Source organism: Luxibacter massiliensis, from assembly GCF_900604355.1.
Classification (GTDB): Bacteria; Bacillota; Clostridia; order Lachnospirales; family Lachnospiraceae; genus Luxibacter; species Luxibacter massiliensis.
Genome location: NZ_UWOE01000001.1, coordinates 3,013,096 through 3,038,044, shown reverse-complemented (window position 1 = coordinate 3,038,044; position 24,949 = coordinate 3,013,096). Strand labels below are relative to the sequence as shown.

Here is a 24,949-nt window from a genome sequence, read left to right as displayed (position 1 = left end):
GGAAGATATATCAGGAAGGAAATCTATGTGGAGAGTGCTTATTACCTTTGTCGCAGCAGCGCTTATTATTTATCTGAGCTACCTGTTCAGCAGATATGTTGGGAAGGGAGTAAATAAAAACAGCAGTTCGCGCTATATGCGGCTGCTCGACCAGATTGCAGTGGGCCAGGACAGGCATATTGCGGTTATACAGGTCGGGGGGAAATATCTGCTTGTCGGAATTACAGCGGGCCAGGTAAATGTCCTGGCTGAGCTTCAGGATGACGAACTTTTCCCATTGTCGCCAGAGTCGGGAGAGTCAGGGACGAAAGCGCCGGATTTCAAGGCGATTATGGGGAAATTAGGAGAAATTGGTAAGAAGGGGAGGTAGAAGCCGGTGTATGACTCACTTATAAATGTAAACGGAAATCAGGTTCCTACATTAGAAATACTGCTGATGCTTACAATCATCGCACTTCTGCCCTCTATTCTTGTCATGGTGACATCTTTCACGAGGACAATTATTATTCTGTCATTTCTGAGAAATGCCCTTGGGATCCAGCAGACTCCGCCTAATATAGTTTTGATTGGAATTTCTTTATTTTTGACCTTGTTCATTATGGATCCTGTAATCAAGGATATTAATACAAATGCATATACACCCTACAAGAACCAGGAAATTACCCAGGAGGAAGCGCTTGACCGCGCCCAGGTTCCACTGAAGGATTTTATGCTTAAGAATACGGAGACAAGTGCGCTGAACCTGTTTACAGAGATGTCCGGTACTGAGCAGGTGGAGAACGTGGAAGAGCTTCCTATGACAGTCATTATCCCGTCCTTTATGACAAGCGAATTAAAGCGGGGGTTTGTAGCAGGCTTTTTGATTTTTATCCCATTTTTGCTGATTGATATTATTGTATCCAGTACACTGATGTCTATGGGAATGATGATGCTCCCTCCTGCAATGATCTCTTTGCCCTTTAAGCTGCTTTTATTTGTGACAGTAGACGGCTGGGAATTATTATTCTCATCCATAGTAAAAAGTTTCCAATGGTGACGCGGGGAGGCATTTGAATGACAAACGGAGAAGTTCTGGATTTGATGTATGAGGTGTTTGTGATGGCAGTCCAGCTCGCAGGGCCGATGTTAATTATCAGTATGTTTGTGGGAATCTTGATATCTATCATACAGGCGGCCACACAGATACATGAGCAGACCATTACCTTTGTGCCGAAGCTCCTTGTGATAGGGCTTATACTTGTGTTTACAGGAGGCACTATGCTGCAGACTCTGCAGGATTTTACAATCAGGATTTTTGAGCTGATACAAGGTTAATAAGGGTAAAGGAGTAAAGACATGCCGATTAGCGATACTGCACAGCTGACCTTATTTACCCTGATTTTAATGAGGATGTCTGGCTTTATATTATTAAACCCCATATTAGGGAGAAGAAATATACCTGGGATTGTAAAATCTGGCCTGATTATTGTTCTGACATTGGCAGTCTACTCTTTTTCAGCGGAACAGGCATTTGTGATAGAAAGTACGATAGAATACGGCTTTTTATTGATAAAAGAATTTGCTGCAGGCTATGTAATCGGATTTGTTACTGAGCTGTTTTTTTTTATAATAAGTTTTGCCGGGTATATTATAGATTTTCAGCTTGGCCTTTCTATGGCCACTGTCTATGATCCTCAGAGCAATTCACAGATTGCCGTGACTGGTACTATATACCAGGCCTTTTTTGTTCTCTTATTTTTTGCCCTGGATGGCCACCTGGCGCTGATGCAGATTCTTCTGACATCTGCTGAGATTGTACCTTATGGGGGGATACTGATAACAGAGAACGTGAGCCTGAGAGTGATAGATATATTTCTCCAATGCGTAGAAATGGGGATTAAGTTTTCTCTTCCGATTCTCGCAGCAGAGTTTTTTGTGGAGATAGGGGTTGGAATACTGAATAAGGTTGTACCGCAAATTAGTATATTTGTTATTAATATTCAATTGAAAATAATTGTCGGCCTGGGGTTACTGGTAATTTTGTTCTCTCCTATGAGTGAGTATGTGGATAAAATTATCACAACTATGATAAAGACGCTCCAGGGCATACTGACATTTCTATAAATCAAACCTGTAGAAGAAAGAGAAGTGAACGCAGTTGGCAGATGAAAAAACTGAAAAAGCCACCCCTAAGAAGCGGCGTGACCAGCGCAAGGAAGGTAATGTTTTTTCCAGCAAGGATGTCATTGCAGTTGCGTCGCTTCTTGGAGGGTTTTATGGGTTACAGTTATTATTCCCATCTATGTACAGGGCAATGAGGCAGAGTATGTATTCTCTGATTTCTTCTGTATCAGATATCCAGGAACTGTCCATGGGAAATTTACAGCAGATTGGGATGGATGCTGTCAAGGTTGTGGCACAATGTGTGCTGCCGATTGGGTTCATAGGGGTTGCCCTTGCCGTTGTGTCAACCGGAATCCAGACAAGATTTATTTTTACCATGAAATCAGCGGCATTTAAGCTCAGTAACTTAAGTATCCTTAAGGGAATAAAGAATCTATTCTCCATGAGAAATGTTGTAGAGCTTTTAAAAGCGACATTGAAGATTATTATTTTAGGAATCGTCCTGTATCAGTTATTAATGGGGGAGATGGTAAATGTCGCCCAGATGCTGGACATGAACCCTATGTCTGCAGCCGTCTTTGTACTGAAAGAAATTATGAGCATGGTGCTCAAGATAGGATTAATATTTGCAGCGATTGCGGGGTTTGACTTCTTTTATCAAAGATGGTCATATGAGAAAAAGATTAAGATGACCAAACAGGAAGTGAAAGAAGAATATAAGCAGACAGAAGGAAATCCGGAGATTAAAGGCAGGATCCGGAACCTGCAGCGCAGTATGGCAAGGAACCGCATGATGCAGGCTGTGCCCGATGCGGATGTAATTATCCGTAACCCTACCCATTACGCGGTAGCACTGAAGTATGATATAGACCACGATAACGCCCCCATACTGGTTGCAAAGGGGCAGGATCATCTGGCGTTGAGGATTATAGAGCTGGGACAGAGAAGCGGCGTGGCCATTGTGGAGAACAGGCCGCTGGCCAGAGGAATATTTTCTTCCACACCTCTGGACTGTGAAATACCGGCAGAATATTATGGAGTTGTAGCTGAAATTCTTGTTCAGGTATTCCGTATGAATAAGAAGATGGAGTAAGAGATGAAGAGAGTATTAAATAATGCAGTGGCTTTAATCGTAGTTATGATTGTACTGCTGCTGATTATACCATTGAATCCGTTTTTACTGGACGTTTTTATTATTTTAAATATTTCCATATCGCTGATTATTCTACTGATCAGTATGAATATAAAGGAGCCGCTGGAGTTTTCTATTTTCCCGTCAATGCTTCTTATCACAACTTTATTCCGCATCGGAATTAATATATCTTCAACCAGAAATATTCTTGGTAATCAGGGAACTGCCGGCGCAGTTATCCAGGCAATGGGTGATTTTGTACTGCAGGGGAATGTTGTTGTTGGATTTATCATATTCTTAATTATTGTCCTGGTGCAGTTTATTGTTATTACCAAAGGCGCCGAGCGTGTGGCAGAGGTTGCGGCGAGGTTCACCTTGGATGCAATGCCTGGTAAGCAGATGGCCATTGACGCGGACTTAAGTACGGGATTGATTGACGAGCAGGAGGCGAGGAACAGACGTTATAAGATCCAGAAAGAGGCTGACTTCTATGGATCTATGGATGGTGCTACTAAGATTGTAAAGGGAGACGCCATCATGTCCCTGATCATCACCGCAGTAAATTTCCTGGGTGGTATGATTATCGGTATGGTTCAGGGAGGCATGGGATTCCAGGAAGTGCTTTCCGTATATTCTATAGCTACAGTGGGCGACGGACTTGTGTCACAGATCCCTGCCCTTCTGATTTCTACGGCTACGGGTATGGTTGTAACCCGTGCAGTTTCTGACGGAAGCCTCAATGAAGATGCATCCAAGCAGTTTATGGCCCAGCCAAAGGCCATTATGATGACAGGCGCAGTCCTGGCTATTCTGATTGCCATACCGGGGATGCCTAAGATTCAGCTTGGCATAGTCTCTCTGGCATTGATGCTGGGCGGATGGCAGCTCATGCGCAGAATGAATGCAATGGCTGAGAAAAGCCAGCGGGCAGCCGAGATGGAACAGGCCGCCATGCAGCAGGAGCAGAATGCATCAGCGGAGGAAAGCTTCAAGGATATAAACAGTGTTTACTCTCTCATCAATGTAGAACCTATTGAAATGGAGTTTGGGTATAGCCTGATCCCCCTGGTTGACGAAGGCAGCGGCGGGAAAATGATCGACCGAATTGTGATTTTCAGGCGCCAGTATGCACAGGAGATGGGATTGGTTATCCCCTCTATCCGGCTGCGTGACAGTTCCAGCCTGAATACAAACCAATATGTGATAAAAATTAGAGGGGAGGAGGTTGCCAAAGGCGAGATACTGGTAGATTACTATCTGGCCCTTGAGCCTCCAAACCCAGAGAAAGAGATCGATGGGATCGACACTATTGAACCGGCCTATGGCATACCCAGTAAATGGATTACTGTGGACAAAAAGGAAATGGCGGAGATATACGGCTATACAGTGATTGATCCTCTGTCTGTTATGCTGACCCACCTGTCGGAGACTGTGAAAAAGCATGCCTTTGAGCTTCTCAACAGACAGGAAGTTGTGCGTCTGGTAGAGAATATGAAGAAACAGTCTCCAGAATTGGTTGAAGAGTTAGTACCTGCCATGATCTCCTATGGCAGCTTCCAGAAGATATTGACAAATCTTTTGAGAGAGGGGATTCCCATTAAAGATATGGAGACAATCATGGAGACGATTATTGACTCCTCTATGACAGTAAAAGATATTGACTCCATTACAGAGAATATCCGTATTGCCTTAAAGCGTACAATCACAAGGAAATTCTGTGAGGGTGGAAGTATGAAGGTTGTGACTCTGGATGCAGACCTGGAGAAGAGCATTATTACCAGCCTTACAACCGGCGAGCATGGAATGTATCTCGCATTAAGTCCCGATGTCATGCAGAGTGTCATTACCCAGCTGGGCGAGGAAATCAAGAAATTCCATGAACTGGGGCAGAATCCTATTATCCTGACAAGCCAGGTGGTGAGGGTACATTTCTACCATCTGATTGAGCAGTTCTATCCCAATGTGTATGTGCTTTCCTTTAATGAGATAAGCAATAATATCCAGATACAGGCAGTAGGAAATATTACTTTGCAGGCATAAGAATTTATGGAGCAGCCAATATGAACACACAGGAAGTATATAGTAATAAATCTAATGAAGAGCTTTTACAATTGTATAAAGAGACAGACAGCCTGGAAATTAAGCAGGAGCTTGTCATGAGATATATTTACCTGGTGAAGAGTATTGCCCTTCAGATGCGGGATATCTATATGAGCTTTTCGCAGGTGGATGATATTATCAATGAGGGAGTCATAGCTATCATGTCCGCCATTGACAAGTTTGACCTGGAGAAAAATGTAAAGTTTGAGACATATATATCCAAGCGTATTAAAGGTATGATTATTGACCTGGCAAGGAAGCAGGACTGGGTTCCAAGAAGTACAAGAAAGAACACAAGGGATATTGAAGAAGCTGTTTCAACGTTATATAATAAGTTAGGGTACTATCCATCTGTACAGGAAGTGACTGAGTATTTGAATATTACCCAGGAGAAATATCAGGAGTCAATGCGAAAAGCGGCTTTATTTAATGTACTTTCTCTGGATATGGTTTTGGCAGAAGCCCAGGAAAACAAAAGCGGAGTGCGTCTGCCCCAGGGGGAGGAAAGTGAACAGCCTGAGAATCAGCTTTTGAGGAAAGAAACCGCGGAGGTTCTGGCCCAGGGAATCTCAGAACTGAAGGAAAATGAACAGTTGGTCGTATCGCTGTATTATATAGATGAATTAAATATGAGACAGATTGCAGAGATTCTTCAGGTCAGCGAGCCAAGGATATCACAGATTCATACAAATGCAATAAAAAAATTAAGAAAGTATATGCAGAAATTTAACGAAGAAAGGGAGAGTAAGAATGTTTCAAGGATTTTATGATTTGGCCTCCAATATGATAACGCAAAACAGAAACATGAATGTTATCAGTAATAATATGTCTAATGTATCCACCCCTGGATATAAGAGCGATAAATTAGTAGAAAGTACATTCAGGGAAGAGCTGCTGTACAGATATGACAAAAGTGGAAAGACGCCTATCGGTACAGTTTCGAGGATGAATATTGCCGATGAGAGAGTAACCAATTACAGCGAAGGCGGACTCAGGGAGACGGGCAGCGCGCTGGACTGCGGCCTGACAGGAAACGGTTTCTTTGCGGTACAGACAGACAATGGTACAGTCTATACCCGGAACGGTTCATTTAATCTGGATAACAACGGATATCTGGTATTGCAGGGAGTAGGGCGCGTCCTGGGAGCTAACGGGGGACCCATCCGCCTTACCACAGATGATATTACAATAGACAAACAGGGGAATATAACAAGCGCAAATGGCCTGCAGAATTTTGGCAGGCTGCAGATTGTGGATTTCGCGGATTACAGCCAGCTTACCAAGGTGACAGGCGGGGTTTTCGAATCAGCGGCCCAGCCCCAAAATGCAGCAGGGGCAACTGTTACACAGAAGTATCTTGAGGATTCCAACGTGTCCATGGTGGATGAGATGACTGCTATGATGAGCGGCCAAAGGGCGCTGCAGAGTTCTTCACAGGTTCTGAAAATGTATGACCAGCTGACAGCAAAGATGGTGCAGCTTGGTTCCATGTAATATAAATTTTGGAGAACGCAGAAAGGAGCAGTAAATGTACACTTCATTTTATACCGCGGCTAGAGGCGCAATTGAAGAACAAAAAAAGATGGACGTTGTCGCCAATAACTTTGCGAATGTGAATAACTATGGTTACAAGCCTAAGACAGCGGTTTTTTCAGATTTAATGTATTATAACCTCCACAATATCTATGGAGAGGACACCGCCCTTAAGGCAGGGACAGGAGTAGTGGTTGAAAAGACAAACACAGATTTTGACCCCAGTGGTTTTATGACAACTGACAACGCCTATGATTATGCCATAACAGGCACAGGTTTCTTTATGTTAAGGAATCCAGAGGATGGTTCTGTCTCTTATACCCGCAATGGGCACTTCAGCCTTTCACAGAGGGGGAATCAGTTCTATCTGGTGAACGATAACGGGAATATGGTGCTTGACCAGAACAGGAACCCAATTACTGTGGCAGGGGGCGGACTGAGCGGTAATATTGGTGTATTCGGCTTTAATATACAGGATGGCATGCTCAGCACAGGCAATAATGAGTTCGTGCCTGTGGCAAAGAATGGCGCCCCATATCTGATTGCAGATGCAGAGGTGTCAGACCATACTTTGGAGATGTCAGGGGTAGATGTGGCAGAGGAAATGAGCCGTATCATTGAGAGCCAGAGAGCCTATTCTTATGCTTTAAAAATGGTACAGACATCAGATGAAATTGTAAATACAATTAATTCGTTGAGATAATAGAGAGGTTAGAGTATGGCAATAAACAAATATGAAGAGATGAATGAGATGGAGAGGGATGTTATCAGAGAGATTGGGAGCATTGGCAATGGGAATGCTGCCACGGCCCTGTCCAGTATGCTGGAAGCCAAGGTTAAGATGACACTTCCCGAGGTAAATATACTGGAATTCAATGCTGCCATGAACCATCTGGGGGATCCTGAGGATGTGGTTGCGGCAATTCTGGTGGAAATGTCAGGGGAAATTCAGGGCATTATGCTGTTTATCCTGACGCAGGATTTTGCTGACGAAATATTAAAGAGGATGCTGGGGAAAGATACCGTGGACTTTTTGGCTCTGGACGAAATTGATACTTCTGTTCTCACGGAAATTGGGAATATTATGATTTCATCTTATATCAATGCTTTATCTTCACTGACAAATGTAAATGTAGTCTTGTCAGTGCCTCAGCTGGCAGTGAATATGCTGGGAGGGATCCTAAGCCTTCCAATGGCTACTATGGGAATTAATTCAGACCGAATTATGATGATAACTGGAGAATTTAAAATTGATGGAAGAGAACTAAATAGTGACATGCTGCTTCTGCCGGATGTGGACTCACTGAATGTTCTTATGAAAAAGCTAGGAGTTGAATAACTGATGAGTAAGCAATTATCTGTTGGGATAGCAGATATGAAGATAACCAGGCAGGAAGGCGTGCTGATTACATACGCCCTTGGCTCTTGTATAGGGATATCCTTTTACGACCCCATGATCAAGCTGGGGGCCCTTCTTCATATTATGCTGCCAGAAAAAAGCCATGCCAGTGACCAGAATGTATTCAAATATGCAGATTCAGGGATTCAGGAGACTCTCCGCAAGCTGTATGCATATGGCGCTATGAAAAGAAGGCTGGTGTGTAAAATAGCCGGTGGGGCTAAAATGTTTGAGATGAAAGGGCCAGGCGGACTGGGAAATATTGGAGAGCGGAATGCACAGATGGTAAAAAAAGTGCTGATGGCAGAGGGACTGCGGATTGCCGCTGAGGATACAGGGGCCAATTATGCCAGGACTATGCTGATTGATGTGACGACAGGAGAAGTAAAGATCCGGACAGTAGGAAAAGCAGAACGTATTCTTTAACTACTTATATTGCTGGGATCTTGTGCCGATATAATAGAGAGAAGTAAAGGAGAGAGGGTATATGGCTGATACAGAAATTTTATTGGAGTCAGGAACGAATGAGATCGAGATAATGCAGTTTACAGTCTTCGGCGAGCTGTACGGTATTAATGTGGCAAAGGTGCGGGAGATTATGATGGCGGATAAAGTAAAGCCAGTGCCTCATTCTCATGAAGCTGTGGAAGGGATATTTAAGCCAAGGGACATCCTTCTTACAGTAATTGACCTTCCCAAGTACCTGACTGGCAACAGTGGGGATAAGAATGGGAGAGACCTATTTATAATCACCAATTTTAATAAAATGCATATTGCATTCCGTGTACATACGGTTGTAGGGATCAGCAGAATTTCATGGGAGGATATCCAGAAACCTGATAATACAATCAGCCACGGGGAAGAAGGGGTGGCCACAGGCATAGCTCAATGTGGCGGGAAGCTCGTGACAATCCTGGACTTTGAAAAGATCGTTGCAGAGATAGCCCCAGAAACCAGTATCCAGCTGGAGGAGATCGATAAGCTTGGCAAGAGAAGCGAACGCCTGCATAATATTGTTTTGGCAGAGGATTCTATCCTGCTGTCTAAGATGATCCAGGATTCCCTTATACGTGCAGGATATATAAATATTACAGACTTTAACAATGGCCGTGAGGCATGGGAATACTTAAAATCCATACGGAATGATTCAGACTTTGACCAGAAGGCCAGTCTATTGATTACAGATATTGAGATGCCGGAGATGGATGGGCACCGCCTGACCAAACTGGTGAAGGAAGATGAGAAGATGAAGCACATACCGATTATTATATTCTCATCTCTCATTAATGACGAAATGCGGATTAAGGGTAAGAAACTGGGAGCTGATGAGCAGCTTTCAAAGCCTGAGATCGGGCATCTCGTAGAGGTGATGGACAGCTTGCTTGAACGGAAGGAGAAAAAGAATGGATAATTGTGTGGTAAGACAGGCGATCAAGGAGCAGAAAACAGATTCGATAATTGGATATGAGCTTATGATTCAGGGGGATGAGGAAAGCCTGTATAATTCCAGCTCAGACAGCGTGGCTGCCAACACAATGGTTGCTTTTTTGTCGGAGAACTCCAATAGGATCTTTAATGAAAAACGGACCTTTATGACCTTCACTCCGGCTCTGCTGTTCAGGAACACTCCAAAGATTTTTGACAAGGACAGGATTGTGATCCAGATTGAAGATAATATAGTCATACATCCTCTGGCAGCAATTTTGATCAGCAAATATAGGAATGAAGGGTACCATTTTGCAATCAATGATTTCCAGTTTACTCCTAAATACTTCAGTATGCTGGAGCATGTGGATTACATAAAGGTAAATATTTCGGACAAGATAGATGAGACCCAGAGGCGATCCTTGAGCAATATTGTAGAGATGTCACACGGTTTCCAGAAAGAGTTTATCGCTACAGGGGTGAATACTAAGGCTGCCTATGATTATGCAAAAGAGCTTGGCGTAGATTATGTGGAAGGCAATTATATTTCCAATGAGATGATCACGAAGACAAGTAAGATGGAATATCTGCAGGGGAACCTATATCAGCTAATTATAGAGCTCACCAAGGATGAGCCGGATATTGAGGTTGTGGAAGAGATTGTCAGCAGAGATGTGTCCCTGACTTATGCATTGCTGAAGATGGCCAATTCTGCTTATTTTGCAGTGCACCATGAAACAGCATCTATCCGCCAGGCTATTGTACGTGTGGGTATTAACCAGTTAAAGCAGTGGGTATATCTCTTAAGCTTCAAAGAAGGAGAGAATACTTCAGAGGAAATGCTGAAAACTTCATTTATGCGTGCTAATTTCGCTTCCGTGCTTGTTAAGAGGCTGAAGAAATTCCCGATTAACAGTTCAGACGCATATTTGATGGGAATGTTTTCTACCCTGGAATACATGGTGGACGCCTCAATGGAAGAGATTTTGGCAGAGATACCTATAGTAGATGCAGTAAAAGAAGCTTTAATCTCTAAAGAAGGGGAGGCTGGGAAGCTGTATGAGCTCGTTTTATGCTATGAGAGGGCTGAATGGAGCGAGACCAAACGGCTTGCACAGGAATTGGGACTTGAGACGAATGTCATGGCACAGCTTTACATGGAATGTGTAGAAGAGGTCAATGATATTTGGGATAATGTTGTGGGAGTCGGGGAAGGCTCTCCAGAGATTGAGAAACTTGCTGCAGCGGGGCAGGAAGTGGAAGTAGAATAAGAACCCGTTTTATTCCCGCCAGCAGCGGGCCAGGCGGACATGTTTATATATCCATTTGGCAGCTGCTGCAAGGGTCTATACCCCGATGCTTGTATCGCCGCTAGTTTAGCGGCCCCGTATGCTTGCATCGGGGTATTTGCTAATAGAAACTAAAATATAAATCCTGGCCAGGGCATTCACTGAATCTGGCCAGGATTTTTGCTATTCTATGATGTCAGGGCAGAAAAAAGGTATAAAACCCTTTGGCCCGACATCTATTCTATATACGATAAATATAAAAACCGTACCTTTAGCTGACTGATCTCCTTAGGGGAAATAATGGCAAAATATGCTATATCAATGTCTTGGGTTCTCTTTAATGGTCATGCATGCCTTAGTAGCTTCTACAGTGACATCTGAGATAAATTTATTTGTATAAAAGCTCAGAAGCGGGTCAGCCGCCGCGGGGGAAGTTACAATATATTTGGGAGCCAGGCCGTTTAGGGTTAGGGCCACAGTGTCGGCAACACAGCGGTCACAGGTGCAGACATCAAATTGCCTTAAAAAATAAATGATTTTTTCCCGTACAATGCGGTCCATGATATTCAGGACAATGAAATCTGGTTCCGGGGTTGGTTCTGGCTGAGCAGGAGGGGCAGATTCTTCCGCCTGGGACTGTTCAGGAACCTGGGAATCCTGCTTAAGTTCCTCAAAATCCTGCTGTAAGGCGGGGGAAGGAGCCTCATCAGATTTCTCAGGATTTGGCGGCTCGGCAGCAGGCATGATGCCAGCAGGCGTATCCTGCTTTGAATCCTCGGACACTTCTTCTGGCTCAGGAGATAATTGAGAAACAGGCTCTGATAGATCAGGAGCCTGTTCTGATTTTTGAGCAGAAGGAGTTGGCGGGACTGTATTGGACAGCTCCTTTTCAAATTCATCGGAGAGCTTGTTCTGTATCAGCTCTGCCAGCGGGTCATCCCCGGTCTTATCAATGACCGCTACATTCTGGGGGGATGGCGCGCTTGGCAAGGGCGAGGATACTTCCGGCGTAGCCTCTGGATTCTCTGAAGGCTTCTTTGAAACCTCTGGATTTTCTGAGGAAGCTGTTTCTTCCTGTGTATCCTTTTTTGCATCATGCCCGGCAAGCAGGTTCAGGACATGTGCAGTTTTATTACTTTTTCTGGCCATTCTATTGTACCTCCTGGGTTTGCTTCTTTTCAATCATAGATAATACTTCCCCTACAAAATCTTGGTAATCGAGGGAAGGATTAGAGCGGGGCGCATGTTCAAAAACGCTTACTCCGTGGGCGGGCGCTTCCGCCACAGTGACACTTGGGCGTATCTGTGTGCGAAAGACGCATGTCCCAATCTGGGATGCGATGTTCTCTGCCATTTCTTTCACTTCCCGGGCCAGAAGGGTGCGTCCATTGTACCTAGTGAGAATGATTCCCAGTACATGGAGGCTGGAATTTAGAGACTGACGGACAGAATCAATGGTTTCCTTTAGCTGTGTCACGCCTAAGAGGCTGAGTATTTCGGGCGCCATAGGGATGATCAGATGATCAGAGGAGGCATAAGCATTGACAGTCAGGATATTTAATGCCGGGGGCGTGTCTATGATAATATAATCGTAATTGGCAACAACAGGGGCGAGCGCTTTCTTTAATAAAAGTTCCCTGTCCGTAGAAGTGAATTCCAGCTCTGCACTGCTCAACAAAATATTAGAAGTGACGATATCGCAGTAATCTGTAGTCTGAATGGCTTCTGAGATAGAAACAGAACCTTTCAGCACATCATATATGTTACTGCAGTCCTCAATATCAAGACCAAGGCTGAATCCCAGGCTCCCCTGGGGGTCAAGGTCAATTGCCAGTACCTTTTTATCATAAAAAGAGGCCAAGCCTGCGGCTAAAGCACTCGATGTGGTTGTCTTGCCTACGCCGCCTTTTTGATTGGTAAGAGCGATAATAGTAGCCAAAATTAATTCCTCCATTCGTAATAAAACTCAGTAAAACTATTATTTAAAGTATACTATATGCCGATAAATAAGTACAGAGTAAATTTGAAAATGTAGAACAGCCCAGGGCGCTGCAGAGGTAAGTATATGCGCATGTCCCACCACGTGCTGGTGGTGTGGCCTGGAGGCAGGAAAGGCGGCAGCCACTGGGGGTTAAGTAAGAAAAGTATAATAAAAGGAGAGAATGATATGTCAGGTATAGGTGGATTAAGCAGTTCAACAAGCAGCAGTATCAGGGGGTATGGCGGCCTGGCCAGTGGATTGGACAGAGATACCCTAATCGAAAATATGACCTATGGCACTACAAGTAAGATTGAGAAACAGCAGCAGAAAAAAACTACGCTTCAGTGGAAGCAGTCTGCAATCCAGAATATCACGGACAAGATGATCAACTTTGCAGACACATATACGTCTACAATGACTTCTACGACGAACTTGTTCAGTTCTGCTTTCTGGGGAAGGAATATTATCACAGCCTTGGGGGCAAACAGTAAGTTTGTCAGTGTATCAGGTACAGCAAGTTCAGCTAACTCTGTCTCAATAGCAGGGATTAAGCAGTTGGCTGAGAAGGCGCGCTGGACCTCACAGTCAGCAGTGTCAAGCAAGTCTCTTACTACGGGAGACATCAATCCTGATGAACTCCAGAACTCCGACACACTGAGTGGAAAGACGCTGACTTTCAAATATGGAGGCAACAGCTATACAGTGACACTCAGCGGACAGAACAGCAATAATGAAGCGTACAAGTTTGATACTGTAGAGAATATTAAGGATTCACTGAATGACATTCTGTCAAAGGAAGAGTTAAAGGATGGCAGAAAGCTGTCTGAAGTAATAGATGTGGCCACAGATGGGGATAAGATTGTATTTAAAGATAAGGAAAACACTGGGAATGAGCTGAAGCTTACAGGCGGTTCAGCTCTGGAGCTTTTAGGGTTTAAGGACAGCGCAGACAGTGATTTTACAGAGATAAGTTTTTCCAATGGTTCTGTATCTTCTAAGCAGGATATAGATGCAAATACCTTGACAGAGTCTGTGTCCTTTGTTGATAAGATTGCTGGCAAAGAGATGACTGTCAGCTATAACGGCACATCCAAGACCATCAAGATGCCGGAGGCAGATGAACTGGCAGGCCTCACAGGAGAAGCTTTGATGGATAAGATTGCAGAGTCTCTCCAGGGGCAGATGGATGATGCATTTGGAAAGGGAAGGATTTCTGTAAAGAATAATGACAATTCCGATGGCACGTTCAGCCTGGAGTTTGTGACAACAAAGCCAGGTGATGGCAGCTTAGACGAGAGTTCCACACTCACATTCGTCAATGGCAGTACTGGACTTTTAGGAGAGAACGGCCTGCTGAAGACAGCGTATGGCGCCAACAACCGCCTGAACCTAAATGCAAAACTGGAAGATGCAGGGTTTGCAGGTAATCTGAATATAAGTGATGACCCAGATAATCCTACAATTATCACCATCAATGGCACTGACATTGAGATTACGAAAGATGATACAGTCTATACATTGATGGATAAGATTAACAAGAATACAGATGTGACAGTCAGCTATCAGGCAGAAGGAGACAAATTTACTTTCACATCCAATGAGGACGGGGCCAGCGGCAGTATTGAATTTGGAGGCGACACGAACGCACTGGAGGCCATATTTGGCCAGGGCGCTTCAACGGTTTCGGTGCAGGGCCAGGATGCCATTGTTTCAGTTAAATATGGAGATACGGGCGATGTAGTCGAAATTATCAGAGGATCCAATAGCTTTAATCTTGACGGAATGACCATAGGATTAAAGGGGACATTTGGATATGACGATACTGGCAAGTTAGATTCAACTGCTGAGGAAATCACGTTTGACGCCAATGTGGATACAGACAAAATCGTAGACGCTGTCAAAGAGATGGTGGAAGCGTACAATGAAATTGTAGAATTGGTGAACAAAGAAGTCCAGACCAAACCTGACCGTGATTATGCTCCTTTGACATCGGATCAGAAAAGCGAACTTAGCGAGGATGAGATTAAGCTGTATGAGGAAAAGGCAAAAGAAGGCCTGCTTTTCAATGACAGCGACCTGCGGGCCCTGAGCAATGACCTCAGGTTTGCCATTAGTCCGGCAGACTTAGCTGAGATGGAGAAGCTAGGACTTTCCATTTCCAGTACATACTCAGACAATGGTAAGCTGGTGCTGGATGAGACTAAATTCAGGGCAGCCCTGGAATCTGACCCTGAAAAAGTAGAGGAGATGTTCACTAAGACGAAAACAACGGACGCCAGCGGGAATACAGTAAGCGCCGATGGTATTGCCACGAATCTTAAGAATGTAATGTATAAATATGCCAACAATATAGGTACATACGGAATATTGGTGAATAAGGCCGGTACATCCAAAGCGCCCAGAAGTATTACAGACAATACCATCTATAAAGAACTGGAAGAGATTAATAAAAAGATTTCTGACCTCCAGGACAGGCTGGAGACGGAGAGAGACCGCTATATACAACAATTTACCAGCCTGGAGACGCTTATTTCCCAGATGAACAGCCAGAGCAGCTATCTGAGCCAGTTTGGGGCATCATACTAGAGCGTGTTTAATAACTTACCTAAGGGAGACTATTAAAGGGGACTATTATGTATCAAAATGGATATGAACAGTATAAAATGCAGTCAGTAAATACTATGACCCGGGGAGAGATGCTTTTGCTGCTCTATGATGAGCTGCTTAAGCGCCTCACCAGGGCGCAGATAGCTCTTGAGGATAAGACTTACGATGCTTTCGATAAATCTGTGACGAGATCCAGGGAGATTATTTTATATTTAAAGAATACATTGAATATGGAGTATGGGATCAGTGCAGATTTGAGGAAGATGTATGATTTTTTTCTCTATGAATTGAGCCGGCTGCAGGCTGGCAGGAACAGCTCTGTAATTGATGAGCTTAAGCCACTGGTGATGGAGCTTCGGGATGCATTTAAAGAGGCGAATAAAACAAGCGGGATGTAAAGGGAATGGTTTATGGAAGAGAATAAAGAACTGCTGACAGAGCTGATGCGTTATTTACAGAAAAAATATATACAGGTGAATGAAATAGGCAGGATTACAAAAGAACTGGGGGACGCTCTGTCAGGGGGGGACCGGGAGTCCATTCAAATGCTTTTGCGGATGAGGCAGAGTGAGATAGAAAAGGCCAGTGAGACAGAGAGAGCTATCCGTACCATTTTGAATACAGTTGATCCATCCACGCGGGAAGGGTTGAAAAAGCTGCTGAATGTAAACTCTGAAGCACAGACATCAGGCATAGGGCCGGAGTCGCAAAAAATCATGGAGTTAAGTTCCCAGGTAAAGAGAAGCCTGGCTCGGACTGTTGAGATTGACAGAGTGATCAGCCGCAAGCTGGCAGGAAGTGATTCATATTATGCCAAGGCAGAATAAAGACTGCCCATACCGGTTTCATATCTCCGGTATGGGCAGTTGATTTTTATTCCAGATCCTCCAGTACCTTACCGATTACCTTAAGGCGCTGTTTCATGATACGGTTCTCCCTCTTAAGCTGTGCTATATATAAATGCCGTTGTATTTTTAGCTTCATCAGTCCTTGATGGACAGGCTTGCTTAGAAAGTCGCTGGCGCCAGAAGTGAGGGCCTCGGCTTCAAAATTCATTCCGTCCAGGCTGGTGAGGAAAATAACGGGAATATCACGTAAGTTTTCATCCTCTTTCAGTTCTTTGAGTACCTTGATGCCGTCTGTACCAGGCATCATCATATCCAGCAGAATTATATCGATATCGTTGTAGTCTTTCAGATAACCAAGGGCCTGCAGGCCGGATCTCATAATCTGTACATCATATTCATCTTCCAGCAGTGCCTTTGTGATAGAAAGACTCGTCGCATCATCATCTACAATCATTACGCTATACATTTTACCTTTACTCCTTTACTTACCAAAAAATATTTTAATGCAGATCCATGCTATCAGAATAGTTATGTATAATACCTACAACTCTCTGGTATTCTTCTTCAATCTGGGGGCAGGAGCCAAATGCTGTCTGCAGATCATCCTGCCGTATAGCATTGACGCACGTGGCGCAGAGGTCGCTAAGCTGCTGTATCCCAAGATTAGCGGACAATCCCTTTAGAGTATGGGCAGTTCTTTCCAACAGTTCTGAATTCTTTGTTTCTTGTGCATCTTTAAATTCCCGGAATGTTGGGTCTTCTGGGAACTTTAACAGGAACTTCTCCAGAATATGCCACATACCGCCAAAACGTTCCAATGTTCTTTGGGCGTCTATTCCTAAATCTTGAAGAAATTGCTCTTGAATCAAAGTCATAAATGGTTCCCCCCCTAATAATCTGTCATTTGTATTAAATGAAATAAATTTAAACATTACTTATATAATTATAGCATGACCGCATGTAAGGGTCAAATACCTTTTGCCTCCGCAATTCTGGTATTTTATTGCCGTGGTTCTGAACACTGCATTGAATAGTGAAACGTTGTTAGAATACCGGTTCCAGAAGTGGCGCTGTATTAGGACATGATCAAGGGGAGATTGACCATACGGGCCCTCCATACACAGCCGCGCTGTGCAACTCATCTATAAGCAGCTGTATGTCCCAGGCCTTCTGGGTGTTTTCCAGGCTGTTGGGATCTGCAATGCTCACCTGGCTGCCTGACCAGTAATCGGTGATAATGATAAAATGCCCCTCTGAGGTAAAGTGGCCGGGCCCCATCAACGCGACCAGGACGTGGCCGCTTTCTAGAGCATTTTTAATACCTTCCACTGTAAAATCTCTAAAAGATTCAGCGTGGAGGCCAAATGCAGCGGCGCCTTCTGGAATCAGATTATGTTTAGAGCCAGAACCAGATACCCAGTAATGGTTAGAGGCCGCCCACTGCGCCATATCAGGAGGCTGCATGGTCTGCTCTGTAAAACTTGACACAAGCATAGCCAGGGCCGTAGGGCCGCATCCATAACTGGCAATAGGGTCGGAAGCGCCATATGGAGCATTTGCCCAACGGACATCCGACTGATTGTAATACGTTAAAGTTCCAATACTGGTTGTCAGGGAAAGCTTATACTGCCCATCCTGTAATGGAGGCGGAGCAGGGGCGGCGTCCTGTGTCGGGGAGGAGGCCTGCTTTGAATCATCTGATTTTAGATTTAGTTTATAGGTAGGTGCATATAATAAAAGAAGGACAAGTAACAGTCCTAAAAATAACTTTTTTTTCACATTTTTCTCCTCTGTTTTGGGGAATCTATATTGACTGGTTTGCCTTAAAACAGTATAGTATACCCAAAGGGCACCCCGTAATTCAGGCCCTTACGGGCAGGTGGGCCCTGCCCAACAAGGTATACCCAAAGGGCACCCCGTAATTCAGGCCCTTACGGGCAGGTGGGCCCTGCCCAACAAGGTATACCCAAAGGGCACCCCGTAATTCAGGCCCTTACGGGCAGGTGGGCCCTGCCCAACAAGGTATACCCAAAGGGCACCCCGTAATTCAGGCCCTTACGGGCAGGTGGGCCCTGCCCAACAAGGTATACCCAAAGGGCACCCCGTAATTCAGGCCCTTACGGGCAGGTGGGCCCTGCCCAACAAGGTATACCCAAAGGGCACCCCGTAATTCAGGCCCTTACGGGCAGGTGGGCCCTGCCCAACAAGGTATACCCAAAGGGCACCCCGTAATTCAGGCCCTTACGGGCGGGTGGGCCCTGCCCAGCAAGGCATACCCGTAATGTAAAACAAGGATATACAATGAATATCGGATTTTTTGGGAATATAATAAGATGGGAGCGGATATGGCAGAAATTATTTTTGAGCATGTTACAAAAATGTTTCGGGATGAGATTGCGCTTGATGATGTATCGCTTGAGGTAGAAAAGGGAGAGTTTGTCTTTGTGATCGGAAAGAGCGGGGCAGGCAAGAGCACTCTGCTCAACCTGATTATGAAGCAGGAAGATGTTACCTCGGGCCATATCATAGTAGAGGGGAGACAGCTAGATTTAATGCGGCCAAGCCGTATAGCGGCACATCGGCGCAAGCTGGGGATTATGTCGCCGGAGGTAGGGCTTTTGAAGGACCGCTCTATATATGATAATATAGCCCTCGCAATATGGGCAACGGGCAGAAACAATGCAAGAATGAGAAACACCATTATAAAGGTTCTGGGATTGGTGGGGATTGCCGATAAGGCGCCGTTTTTCCCGAATGAACTGTCAGGAGGAGAGCAGGCCAGGGCGCTTTTGGCCCGCGCCCTCTCGGTGAATCCCTCTATTTTAATAGCGGATGAACCTACGGCAAACCTGGATCCAGATGCTGCCTGGGATTTGATGCAGCTTCTTGAAGAGGTCAATTATAAGGGCATGACCGTGATTGTGGCAAGCCATGCAAGGGAATTGGTGACGATTATGAGAAAGAGGTGTATTACGCTAGTTGCGGGCACAGTGGTGGCAGATGAAAAGCATGGGATTTATAATTATAAGGCGGTGGATATTTTCGAGGAAAGGCGAATTTTGGAAGAAAGAGAAAAGAAAAAAGCAAAAAAATCTTAATTTTTGTGCTTTTTATCCGATAAATTAATAGTAGTGTGCATTCATTAATGGAAGGGGGGAGACCTATTAACTACGAAATAGGATTTATATTAATTCTGCTAAAAGCAGTAATTAATCAGAAACCCTCCCAGCCATTGAGGAAGCAGGTAAACTGGGACACAGTCTTGAAGGTATCAGATTTTCAAAATATAATCAGTCTTGTATATCATGGGATGCTGGGATTGGAGAAAGAGGCCTCGGAGGAGTGCCAATATACATTTTATCAGAAATATAAGAAAGAGCTTCTTCTGCGTGAGTCTTATATAAGTGTGGAAGAGGTCATTATGTGGCAGCTTGAGAAGCACCGCATCCATGGATTGTTTCTGTCCGGCACAGGCTCGGGTGAGTTATACCCTAAGCCGGAGATGGCCCATATAGGGCGGCTGGAGATCTATGTAGAAGAGAGCGCCCTGCCTATCATCCATGATTTTATGAAAGAGATGGATTATGAGCAGAAGGAGGACCGGCTGGGAGACGGAATTATTTATACGAGGACACCAGGAATACGGATTGTCTTTTATGGGAAAGTCCCAGTAGAGAATAAAGTTCTGCAGAAATATTTTTCAGATCCTGTGAAAAAGTATCTCCCCCTGGAAAAACGAAAATATATACATATCCTTTCAGAAGAAGAAGAATATCTCTACCGTGTAGGCCGCCTGGTTGAGATGTATATTGTAGGAATGCTTAAGATCCAGGACGTTCTGGATTTTTGGCAGTTCCATAAAGTCATAGGCGACCAGTTCCGGTGGAAAGATGTAAATGAACTTTTGGAGAAGGCGAGACTAAAAGAATTTGTTCGTGCGGTTGGCCTGCTTTCCATATTATGGTTTGGCGACGGCGGAAGGCTGGATTACGGGACAGCGCTGGAGCTGGAGGAATATATATTATCCGGGGGAAAGGAGAATAGGCATCTGGATGAGGCCATTCTGCCCCATGAAAGAGTTAGGCTGGATTTTTACAGGCGTGACCGGGAAGAAGAGTGGAGCAACAAAAAGCGGGAATGGTTTTTCCCGCCCAGAGAATACATGATGCAGTTCTTTCCTGTATTGGAAAAGCACCCTTCTCTGCTGCTATTCTGCTGGCTTGCAAGATGTATACGGTTATTAAAAAGGATTCTTATGGGATGGCTCAGAAAGACAGCGGCTAAGATTCGGAACAAAGGCAGCACGCTGAAGGAGCGTATCAGAGCTTTAAGGCATAAGAAAAAAGAAGAGGAACCCGGGGGCGTCCCAGGTGAAGGCCCTGGCGTGACGCCAAAGGAGATTCAGGATGGTACCAATATGGAGGAGGAGAAGGGGATATGAAAATAGGTAAGAAATTGGTTTTAAGCTTTGGCATTACAGTAATAGCATCTGTTATTACGGCAATCCTGGCTATTGCTTCGACAAATAAAGTGGGGGCATTGACGCATAACCTTTACGAGGGGCCGTTCATAGGAGCCACGGAAGCAATGAGCTTTTCTAAGGACGTATATGAGATAGAGGCGAATCTCTATAGCGCCATGATTGAGAGGAACCTGTCCAAATATGAGGACAACATTCAGCAGATTTCAGCGAGGGCGGGCGAGAGCCTGGCCCACATTGAACAGGTTGGTGATGGGAAGGTTCAGGGCCTGGATGCATTGAACCAGCTCAGCGACAAAGTGGGGGCCGAGCGGGAAACTGTGATGTCTTATATGAAAGCCGGTGACTGGGAGGCCGCCCAGTCGGCATTGCTGGGATCCTTTGGTGAGGCAATCAGAGAGTGTTCAGCGGCAGCTGAGGAAGTGTATGCAGAGGCCTATGCATTTGCCTCTAGTACAAACGATCAGGCAGAGAGGACAAGAGTGGGAGTACGCTGGCTGCAGATAGGCGTTTTTGTGGCAGTACTGGTGCTGACGCTTTTCATTTTGTCACGGTTAGTCCGCAGCATTACAAAACCGGTTCAGGAACTGGAGAGTGTTTCAGGAAGGCTGTCACAAGGGCAGATTAAGAACGAGATATCTTTTCATTCCAGTGATGAACTGGGAACTTTGGCAGAGAGTTTCCGTACGACTTGCAATGGATTGTATACTGTGGTCTCAGACCTTACATATCTGATGGATGAGATGGCAAATGGCAATTTTAATATTCGGACAAAGGCGGAGGAAGTTTACATAGGGGATTTTAAACCCATCCTGATGTCTATCCGGCAGATGAACCAAAGCCTGAGCAGTACACTGGAGCAGATTAATGAGGTGGCGGATCAGGTGGCAAGCGGTTCTGAACAGGTATCTTCCGGCGCCCAGGGACTGTCCCAGGGGGCCACAGAGCAGGCAAGTTCAGTACAGCAGCTTGCAGCTACCATCAATGAGATTTCAGAGCAGGTAAGGCAGACGGCGGGACATGCCAAAGAGGCCAGTGAAAAGGTAATCCATGCGGGCGATGAACTGTCTCTGTCCAATGAAAGTATGGCAGAAATGATGCATGCCATGGAAGAAATCAGCCAGAAGTCCAACGAGATTGGGAAGATCATAAAGACGATTGAGGATATTGCATTCCAGACCAATATTCTGGCCCTGAATGCGGCTGTGGAGGCCGCCCGGGCAGGGGAAGCCGGGAAAGGCTTTGCAGTTGTGGCAGATGAGGTGCGCAACCTGGCTTCCAAGAGCGCAGAGGCAGCAAAGAATACCACACTTTTGATCGAGGGATCTATTCAGGCTGTTGAGGAAGGCACCCGTATTGCAGGGCAGACTGCAGAGGCATTGGCGGCCACAGTTGAGAGTACACAGCAGGCGGTGGATGTTGTAGAAAAGATTAGTGTGGCGGCTGAGCAGCAGGCAGAATCCATCTCGGAAGTCACACAGGGTGTGGATCAGATTTCCAGTGTTGTCCAGACAAATTCGGCCACTGCGGAGCAGAGTGCAGCGGCCAGCGAAGAGCTGTCCGGCCAGTCACAGATATTAAAAGAGCTTGTGAATAAATTTAGGCTGAGGGATAATGGGACTGCCCCTGCGCAGGTACAGAAGGCTGGACCAATGCCTGAGATATATAGTGAGCCTATAGTAAGCGATTACAGTAAATATTAAATGTATGTGCCGGTACATTTATATTCAGCACAAACCGAATAATGTCCTGTACAGACAGGGGCAGACAAGGGAAGAGGCTGGGGATGGAGGTGCCATTGCACGGGTACAAGGAGAGATGAAATGCTGAAAAAATTAAAAATAAGAAACAAATTATTTGTAAGTTTTGGAATTATATTAATCCTCACAGTCATAATTGCTATTGTGTCAATCGTGGGACTGAAAAAGTCAAACACGGATTTGGAAGAATTTATGTCAGGCGCTGTTGCAGTAGATGATGCCGTGAAGAATAATCGGATTATGACAAACATAGCTGCAAAATATCTGCGGGACATGGTAATCTCTGACCAAAACTACGATACAAATAAAGAAAATGTCACAAGTAATATTGCCTCCATAAAGGAGAATTTTGATACAATAGAAAAGCTGGATATTTTAGATGCCGGTACAGTGTCAGAATATAAAACCGCCATGGAGGGATGGTTCGACATCGGTGATAAAGTGATACAGCAGCTGGAGGCAGGTGACAGGGCAGGGGCCCAGAATACAATTATCAATGAATGTACGCCGGCTTTAGACAGGGTTGTGGAGTTAGTAAAGCCACTGAATGAGGAGACAGACACAATACGGACCCAGACTCTGGAGGAGAGTGTAAAGACTACAAACACGTCCATTATTACTCTCGTTATAGTGACGGTTATATCTATCCTTGTAGCGGTATATATATGCCTAAAAGTTACTCTGATGATTGTAAGGCCTGTGAAACAGGTGGAAGTTGCCATGGAAGGTATCTCTCAGGGCGTTATGTCACAGGAGCTGGACTATGATTCCAGGGATGAGGTGGGCATGCTTGTGAAGAGTGTTCGCAGCACATGTGCAGGATTGGAAGGTGTAGTGAAAGATTTGACGTATCTTATGGATGAGATGGCAGGGGGCAATTTTAACCTTCACGCCAATTCCGACATATATAAAGGAGATTTCCAGCCGATCCTGAATTCTATACGCCAGATGAACCATCATCTGAGTGACACCCTTAAGCAGATAAATGATGCTTCTGACCAGGTTGCCAGTGGTGCAGACCAGGTATCATCTGGCGCACAGGCTCTCTCCCAGGGGGCTACAGAGCAGGCAAGCTCTGTGGAAGAGCTGGCTGCAACGATTAATGAGATATCAGGCCAGGTTAAACATACAGCAGATAATGCGCGTGAGGCAAGCAGTAAGGTGATGCAGGCTCAGAGTGAGTTATCTGTATCTAACGACCAGATGCGGGAAATGATTTCTGCAATGGAAGAGATCAGCCAGAAATCCGGGGATATCGGGAAAATCATTAAGACCATTGAGGACATTGCGTTCCAGACAAATATATTGGCTTTGAATGCGGCTGTAGAGGCTGCACGTGCCGGCGAGGCAGGGAAAGGTTTTGCAGTTGTGGCAGATGAGGTGCGCAATCTTGCATCTAAGAGTGCAGAGGCGGCAAGCAACACTACCATGCTCATCGAGGGCACCATACAGGCTGTAGAAAATGGCACGCAGATTGCAGATCAGACTGCGCGGGCGCTTATGGCTACTGTGGAAAGTACACGCAGCGCAGTCACCTATGTGGATAAGATTTCAACAGCAGCAGAGGAGCAGGCCAATGAGATTTCCCAGGTAACAGTGGGTGTGGACCAAATTTCCAGTGTGGTACAGACAAACTCAGCTACTGCGCAGGAGAGTGCGGCAGCCAGTGAAGAGCTGTCCGGCCAGTCCCAGCTGCTTAAGAATCTTGTATCTGGCTTTAAGCTCAGGGAATCTTCAGGGAAGATGGCCCAGCCTGCTCAGACAAGAGCGGCGGCTCCTGTACAGACGGTTACTGCTTCTTCTTATACTCCAGTGTACAGAGAGCCTTCTGCACCAGCCAAGAAAAAAATAGCAGTAAAAAAATATGTATTTGATTCCAGCCTGGAGACAGGGAACAGTACCATTGACAGCCAGCATAGGATATTGTTTGACCGCATTAACGACTTGCTGGATGCGTGTGCAAATGGTAAGGGAAGGGCGGAGATTGCAGCCACTCTGAAGTTTTTGGAGGATTATACAAAGGAACATTTTGACGATGAGGAAGTGCTGCAGAGAGAATCAGGCTATCCTGACAGAGTAAACCATAAGAAGTATCATGAAGGATTCAAGAGGGTGGTACATCAGCTTGGAGAACAGCTTCAGAAAGAAGGGCCTACTGTCGTACTGGTCGGAAAGATTAATTCCAGTATTGGCGGATGGCTTGTAAACCATATCCAGAAAGAGGATGTAAAGGTAGCCGCACATATTGCTGCCCAGAAGTAAAATTGGATGATAAAGGAATAGGGGTGCCTG

25 protein-coding genes are annotated in these 24,949 nt (G+C 45.1%); 20 read left to right on the top strand and 5 right to left on the bottom strand.

Annotated elements, in window-relative coordinates; genetic code table 11:
- The first annotated feature begins 25 nt into the window (after positions 1 to 25).
- From fliO to EFA47_RS13880, 13 genes are all read left to right on the top strand, one after another.
- Complete coding sequence (fliO, locus tag EFA47_RS13940) at positions 26 to 370, top strand: flagellar biosynthetic protein FliO (protein ID WP_122643827.1); 345 nt, start codon at positions 26 to 28, stop codon at positions 368 to 370.
- A 66-nt stretch (positions 371 to 436) separates the two neighbouring features.
- Positions 437 to 1,036, top strand: coding sequence for a flagellar type III secretion system pore protein FliP (fliP, locus tag EFA47_RS13935; protein ID WP_235853340.1), 600 nt, complete (start codon positions 437 to 439; stop codon positions 1,034 to 1,036).
- Positions 1,037 to 1,053: 17 nt separating this feature from the next.
- Positions 1,054 to 1,314 carry a flagellar biosynthesis protein FliQ gene (gene fliQ / locus EFA47_RS13930; protein ID WP_122643825.1) on the top strand — a complete coding sequence of 87 codons (261 nt, stop codon included), beginning with the start codon at positions 1,054 to 1,056 and terminating at the stop codon, positions 1,312 to 1,314.
- A gap of 21 nt (positions 1,315 to 1,335) precedes the next feature.
- Positions 1,336 to 2,103: a flagellar biosynthetic protein FliR gene (locus EFA47_RS13925; protein ID WP_122643824.1), complete on the top strand. Its 768-nt coding sequence runs from the start codon at positions 1,336 to 1,338 to the stop codon at positions 2,101 to 2,103.
- Between the two features lie 34 nt (positions 2,104 to 2,137).
- Positions 2,138 to 3,196 carry a flagellar biosynthesis protein FlhB gene (flhB, locus tag EFA47_RS13920; RefSeq protein ID WP_122643823.1) on the top strand — a complete coding sequence of 353 codons (1,059 nt, stop codon included), beginning with the start codon at positions 2,138 to 2,140 and terminating at the stop codon, positions 3,194 to 3,196.
- A 3-nt stretch (positions 3,197 to 3,199) separates the two neighbouring features.
- Complete coding sequence (gene flhA / locus EFA47_RS13915) at positions 3,200 to 5,275, top strand: flagellar biosynthesis protein FlhA (protein ID WP_122643822.1); 2,076 nt, start codon at positions 3,200 to 3,202, stop codon at positions 5,273 to 5,275.
- Between the two features lie 20 nt (positions 5,276 to 5,295).
- On the top strand, positions 5,296 to 6,105 hold the full coding sequence (locus EFA47_RS13910) for a sigma-70 family RNA polymerase sigma factor (protein ID WP_122643821.1): 810 nt from the start codon (positions 5,296 to 5,298) through the stop codon (positions 6,103 to 6,105).
- Positions 6,086 to 6,829 (top strand): flagellar hook-basal body protein, encoded by a 744-nt coding sequence (locus tag EFA47_RS13905; RefSeq protein WP_122643820.1) that lies wholly within the window; start codon positions 6,086 to 6,088, stop codon positions 6,827 to 6,829. Before EFA47_RS13910 ends, EFA47_RS13905 begins: the two co-directional genes overlap by 20 nt.
- A gap of 34 nt (positions 6,830 to 6,863) precedes the next feature.
- Positions 6,864 to 7,571, top strand: coding sequence for a flagellar hook-basal body protein (locus tag EFA47_RS13900; RefSeq protein ID WP_122643819.1), 708 nt, complete (start codon positions 6,864 to 6,866; stop codon positions 7,569 to 7,571).
- A 15-nt stretch (positions 7,572 to 7,586) separates the two neighbouring features.
- The gene (locus tag EFA47_RS13895) at positions 7,587 to 8,207 is read left to right on the top strand and encodes a chemotaxis protein CheC (protein WP_122643818.1); all 621 of its coding nucleotides are present in this window, start codon (positions 7,587 to 7,589) and stop codon (positions 8,205 to 8,207) included.
- Positions 8,208 to 8,210: 3 nt separating this feature from the next.
- Positions 8,211 to 8,693 (top strand): chemotaxis protein CheD, encoded by a 483-nt coding sequence (locus EFA47_RS13890; RefSeq protein WP_122643817.1) that lies wholly within the window; start codon positions 8,211 to 8,213, stop codon positions 8,691 to 8,693.
- Positions 8,694 to 8,754: 61 nt separating this feature from the next.
- Positions 8,755 to 9,678, top strand: a complete 924-nt coding sequence (locus tag EFA47_RS13885) for a chemotaxis protein (RefSeq protein ID WP_122643816.1) — start codon at positions 8,755 to 8,757, stop codon at positions 9,676 to 9,678.
- Positions 9,671 to 10,963, top strand: a complete 1,293-nt coding sequence (locus EFA47_RS13880; RefSeq protein ID WP_122643815.1) for an EAL and HDOD domain-containing protein — start codon at positions 9,671 to 9,673, stop codon at positions 10,961 to 10,963. Before EFA47_RS13885 ends, EFA47_RS13880 begins: the two co-directional genes overlap by 8 nt.
- Before the next feature lie 336 nt (positions 10,964 to 11,299).
- On the opposite strand, the gene EFA47_RS13875 is transcribed toward EFA47_RS13880, so the two are convergent.
- A complete protein-coding gene (locus EFA47_RS13875) occupies positions 11,300 to 12,130 on the bottom strand; it encodes a late competence development ComFB family protein (protein WP_122643814.1) in 831 nt (276 codons plus the stop codon).
- Position 12,131: 1 nt separating this feature from the next.
- Complete coding sequence (locus EFA47_RS13870) at positions 12,132 to 12,920, bottom strand: ParA family protein (protein WP_122643813.1); 789 nt, start codon at positions 12,918 to 12,920, stop codon at positions 12,132 to 12,134.
- 228 nt (positions 12,921 to 13,148) lie between these two features.
- Here EFA47_RS13870 and fliD point away from each other — a divergent pair, with 228 nt between their 5' ends.
- From fliD to EFA47_RS13855, 3 genes are read left to right on the top strand one after another with little or no spacing between them, the layout of a single operon-like run.
- Positions 13,149 to 15,548, top strand: coding sequence for a flagellar filament capping protein FliD (fliD, locus tag EFA47_RS13865; protein ID WP_122644559.1), 2,400 nt, complete (start codon positions 13,149 to 13,151; stop codon positions 15,546 to 15,548).
- Between the two features lie 47 nt (positions 15,549 to 15,595).
- Positions 15,596 to 15,967: a flagellar export chaperone FliS gene (gene fliS, locus EFA47_RS13860; RefSeq protein ID WP_122643812.1), complete on the top strand. Its 372-nt coding sequence runs from the start codon at positions 15,596 to 15,598 to the stop codon at positions 15,965 to 15,967.
- 12 nt (positions 15,968 to 15,979) lie between these two features.
- Complete coding sequence (locus tag EFA47_RS13855; protein WP_122643811.1) at positions 15,980 to 16,396, top strand: hypothetical protein; 417 nt, start codon at positions 15,980 to 15,982, stop codon at positions 16,394 to 16,396.
- Positions 16,397 to 16,442: 46 nt separating this feature from the next.
- On the opposite strand, the gene EFA47_RS13850 is transcribed toward EFA47_RS13855, so the two are convergent.
- The 3 genes from EFA47_RS13850 to EFA47_RS13840 all read right to left on the bottom strand — a co-directional run bounded on the left by EFA47_RS13850 (position 16,443) and on the right by EFA47_RS13840 (position 18,196).
- Entirely contained in the window at positions 16,443 to 16,883 is a 441-nt protein-coding gene (locus tag EFA47_RS13850) for a response regulator (RefSeq protein WP_122643810.1), read from the bottom strand.
- 34 nt (positions 16,884 to 16,917) lie between these two features.
- A complete protein-coding gene (locus EFA47_RS13845; protein ID WP_164690008.1) occupies positions 16,918 to 17,292 on the bottom strand; it encodes an Hpt domain-containing protein in 375 nt (124 codons plus the stop codon).
- 211 nt (positions 17,293 to 17,503) lie between these two features.
- On the bottom strand, positions 17,504 to 18,196 hold the full coding sequence (locus EFA47_RS13840) for a C39 family peptidase (RefSeq protein WP_122643808.1): 693 nt from the start codon (positions 18,194 to 18,196) through the stop codon (positions 17,504 to 17,506).
- A 566-nt stretch (positions 18,197 to 18,762) separates the two neighbouring features.
- On the opposite strand from EFA47_RS13840, the gene EFA47_RS13835 reads away from it, so the two are divergent.
- The 4 genes from EFA47_RS13835 to EFA47_RS13820 all read left to right on the top strand — a co-directional run bounded on the left by EFA47_RS13835 (position 18,763) and on the right by EFA47_RS13820 (position 24,919).
- Positions 18,763 to 19,515 carry a cell division ATP-binding protein FtsE gene (locus EFA47_RS13835; protein ID WP_122644558.1) on the top strand — a complete coding sequence of 251 codons (753 nt, stop codon included), beginning with the start codon at positions 18,763 to 18,765 and terminating at the stop codon, positions 19,513 to 19,515.
- Positions 19,516 to 19,562: 47 nt separating this feature from the next.
- The gene (locus tag EFA47_RS13830; RefSeq protein WP_235853270.1) at positions 19,563 to 20,858 is read left to right on the top strand and encodes a nucleotidyltransferase family protein; all 1,296 of its coding nucleotides are present in this window, start codon (positions 19,563 to 19,565) and stop codon (positions 20,856 to 20,858) included.
- Positions 20,855 to 22,600 (top strand): methyl-accepting chemotaxis protein, encoded by a 1,746-nt coding sequence (locus EFA47_RS13825; protein ID WP_122643807.1) that lies wholly within the window; start codon positions 20,855 to 20,857, stop codon positions 22,598 to 22,600. Before EFA47_RS13830 ends, EFA47_RS13825 begins: the two co-directional genes overlap by 4 nt.
- A gap of 120 nt (positions 22,601 to 22,720) precedes the next feature.
- Positions 22,721 to 24,919: a bacteriohemerythrin gene (locus tag EFA47_RS13820; protein ID WP_235853269.1), complete on the top strand. Its 2,199-nt coding sequence runs from the start codon at positions 22,721 to 22,723 to the stop codon at positions 24,917 to 24,919.
- The last annotated feature ends 30 nt before the right edge of the window (positions 24,920 to 24,949 follow it).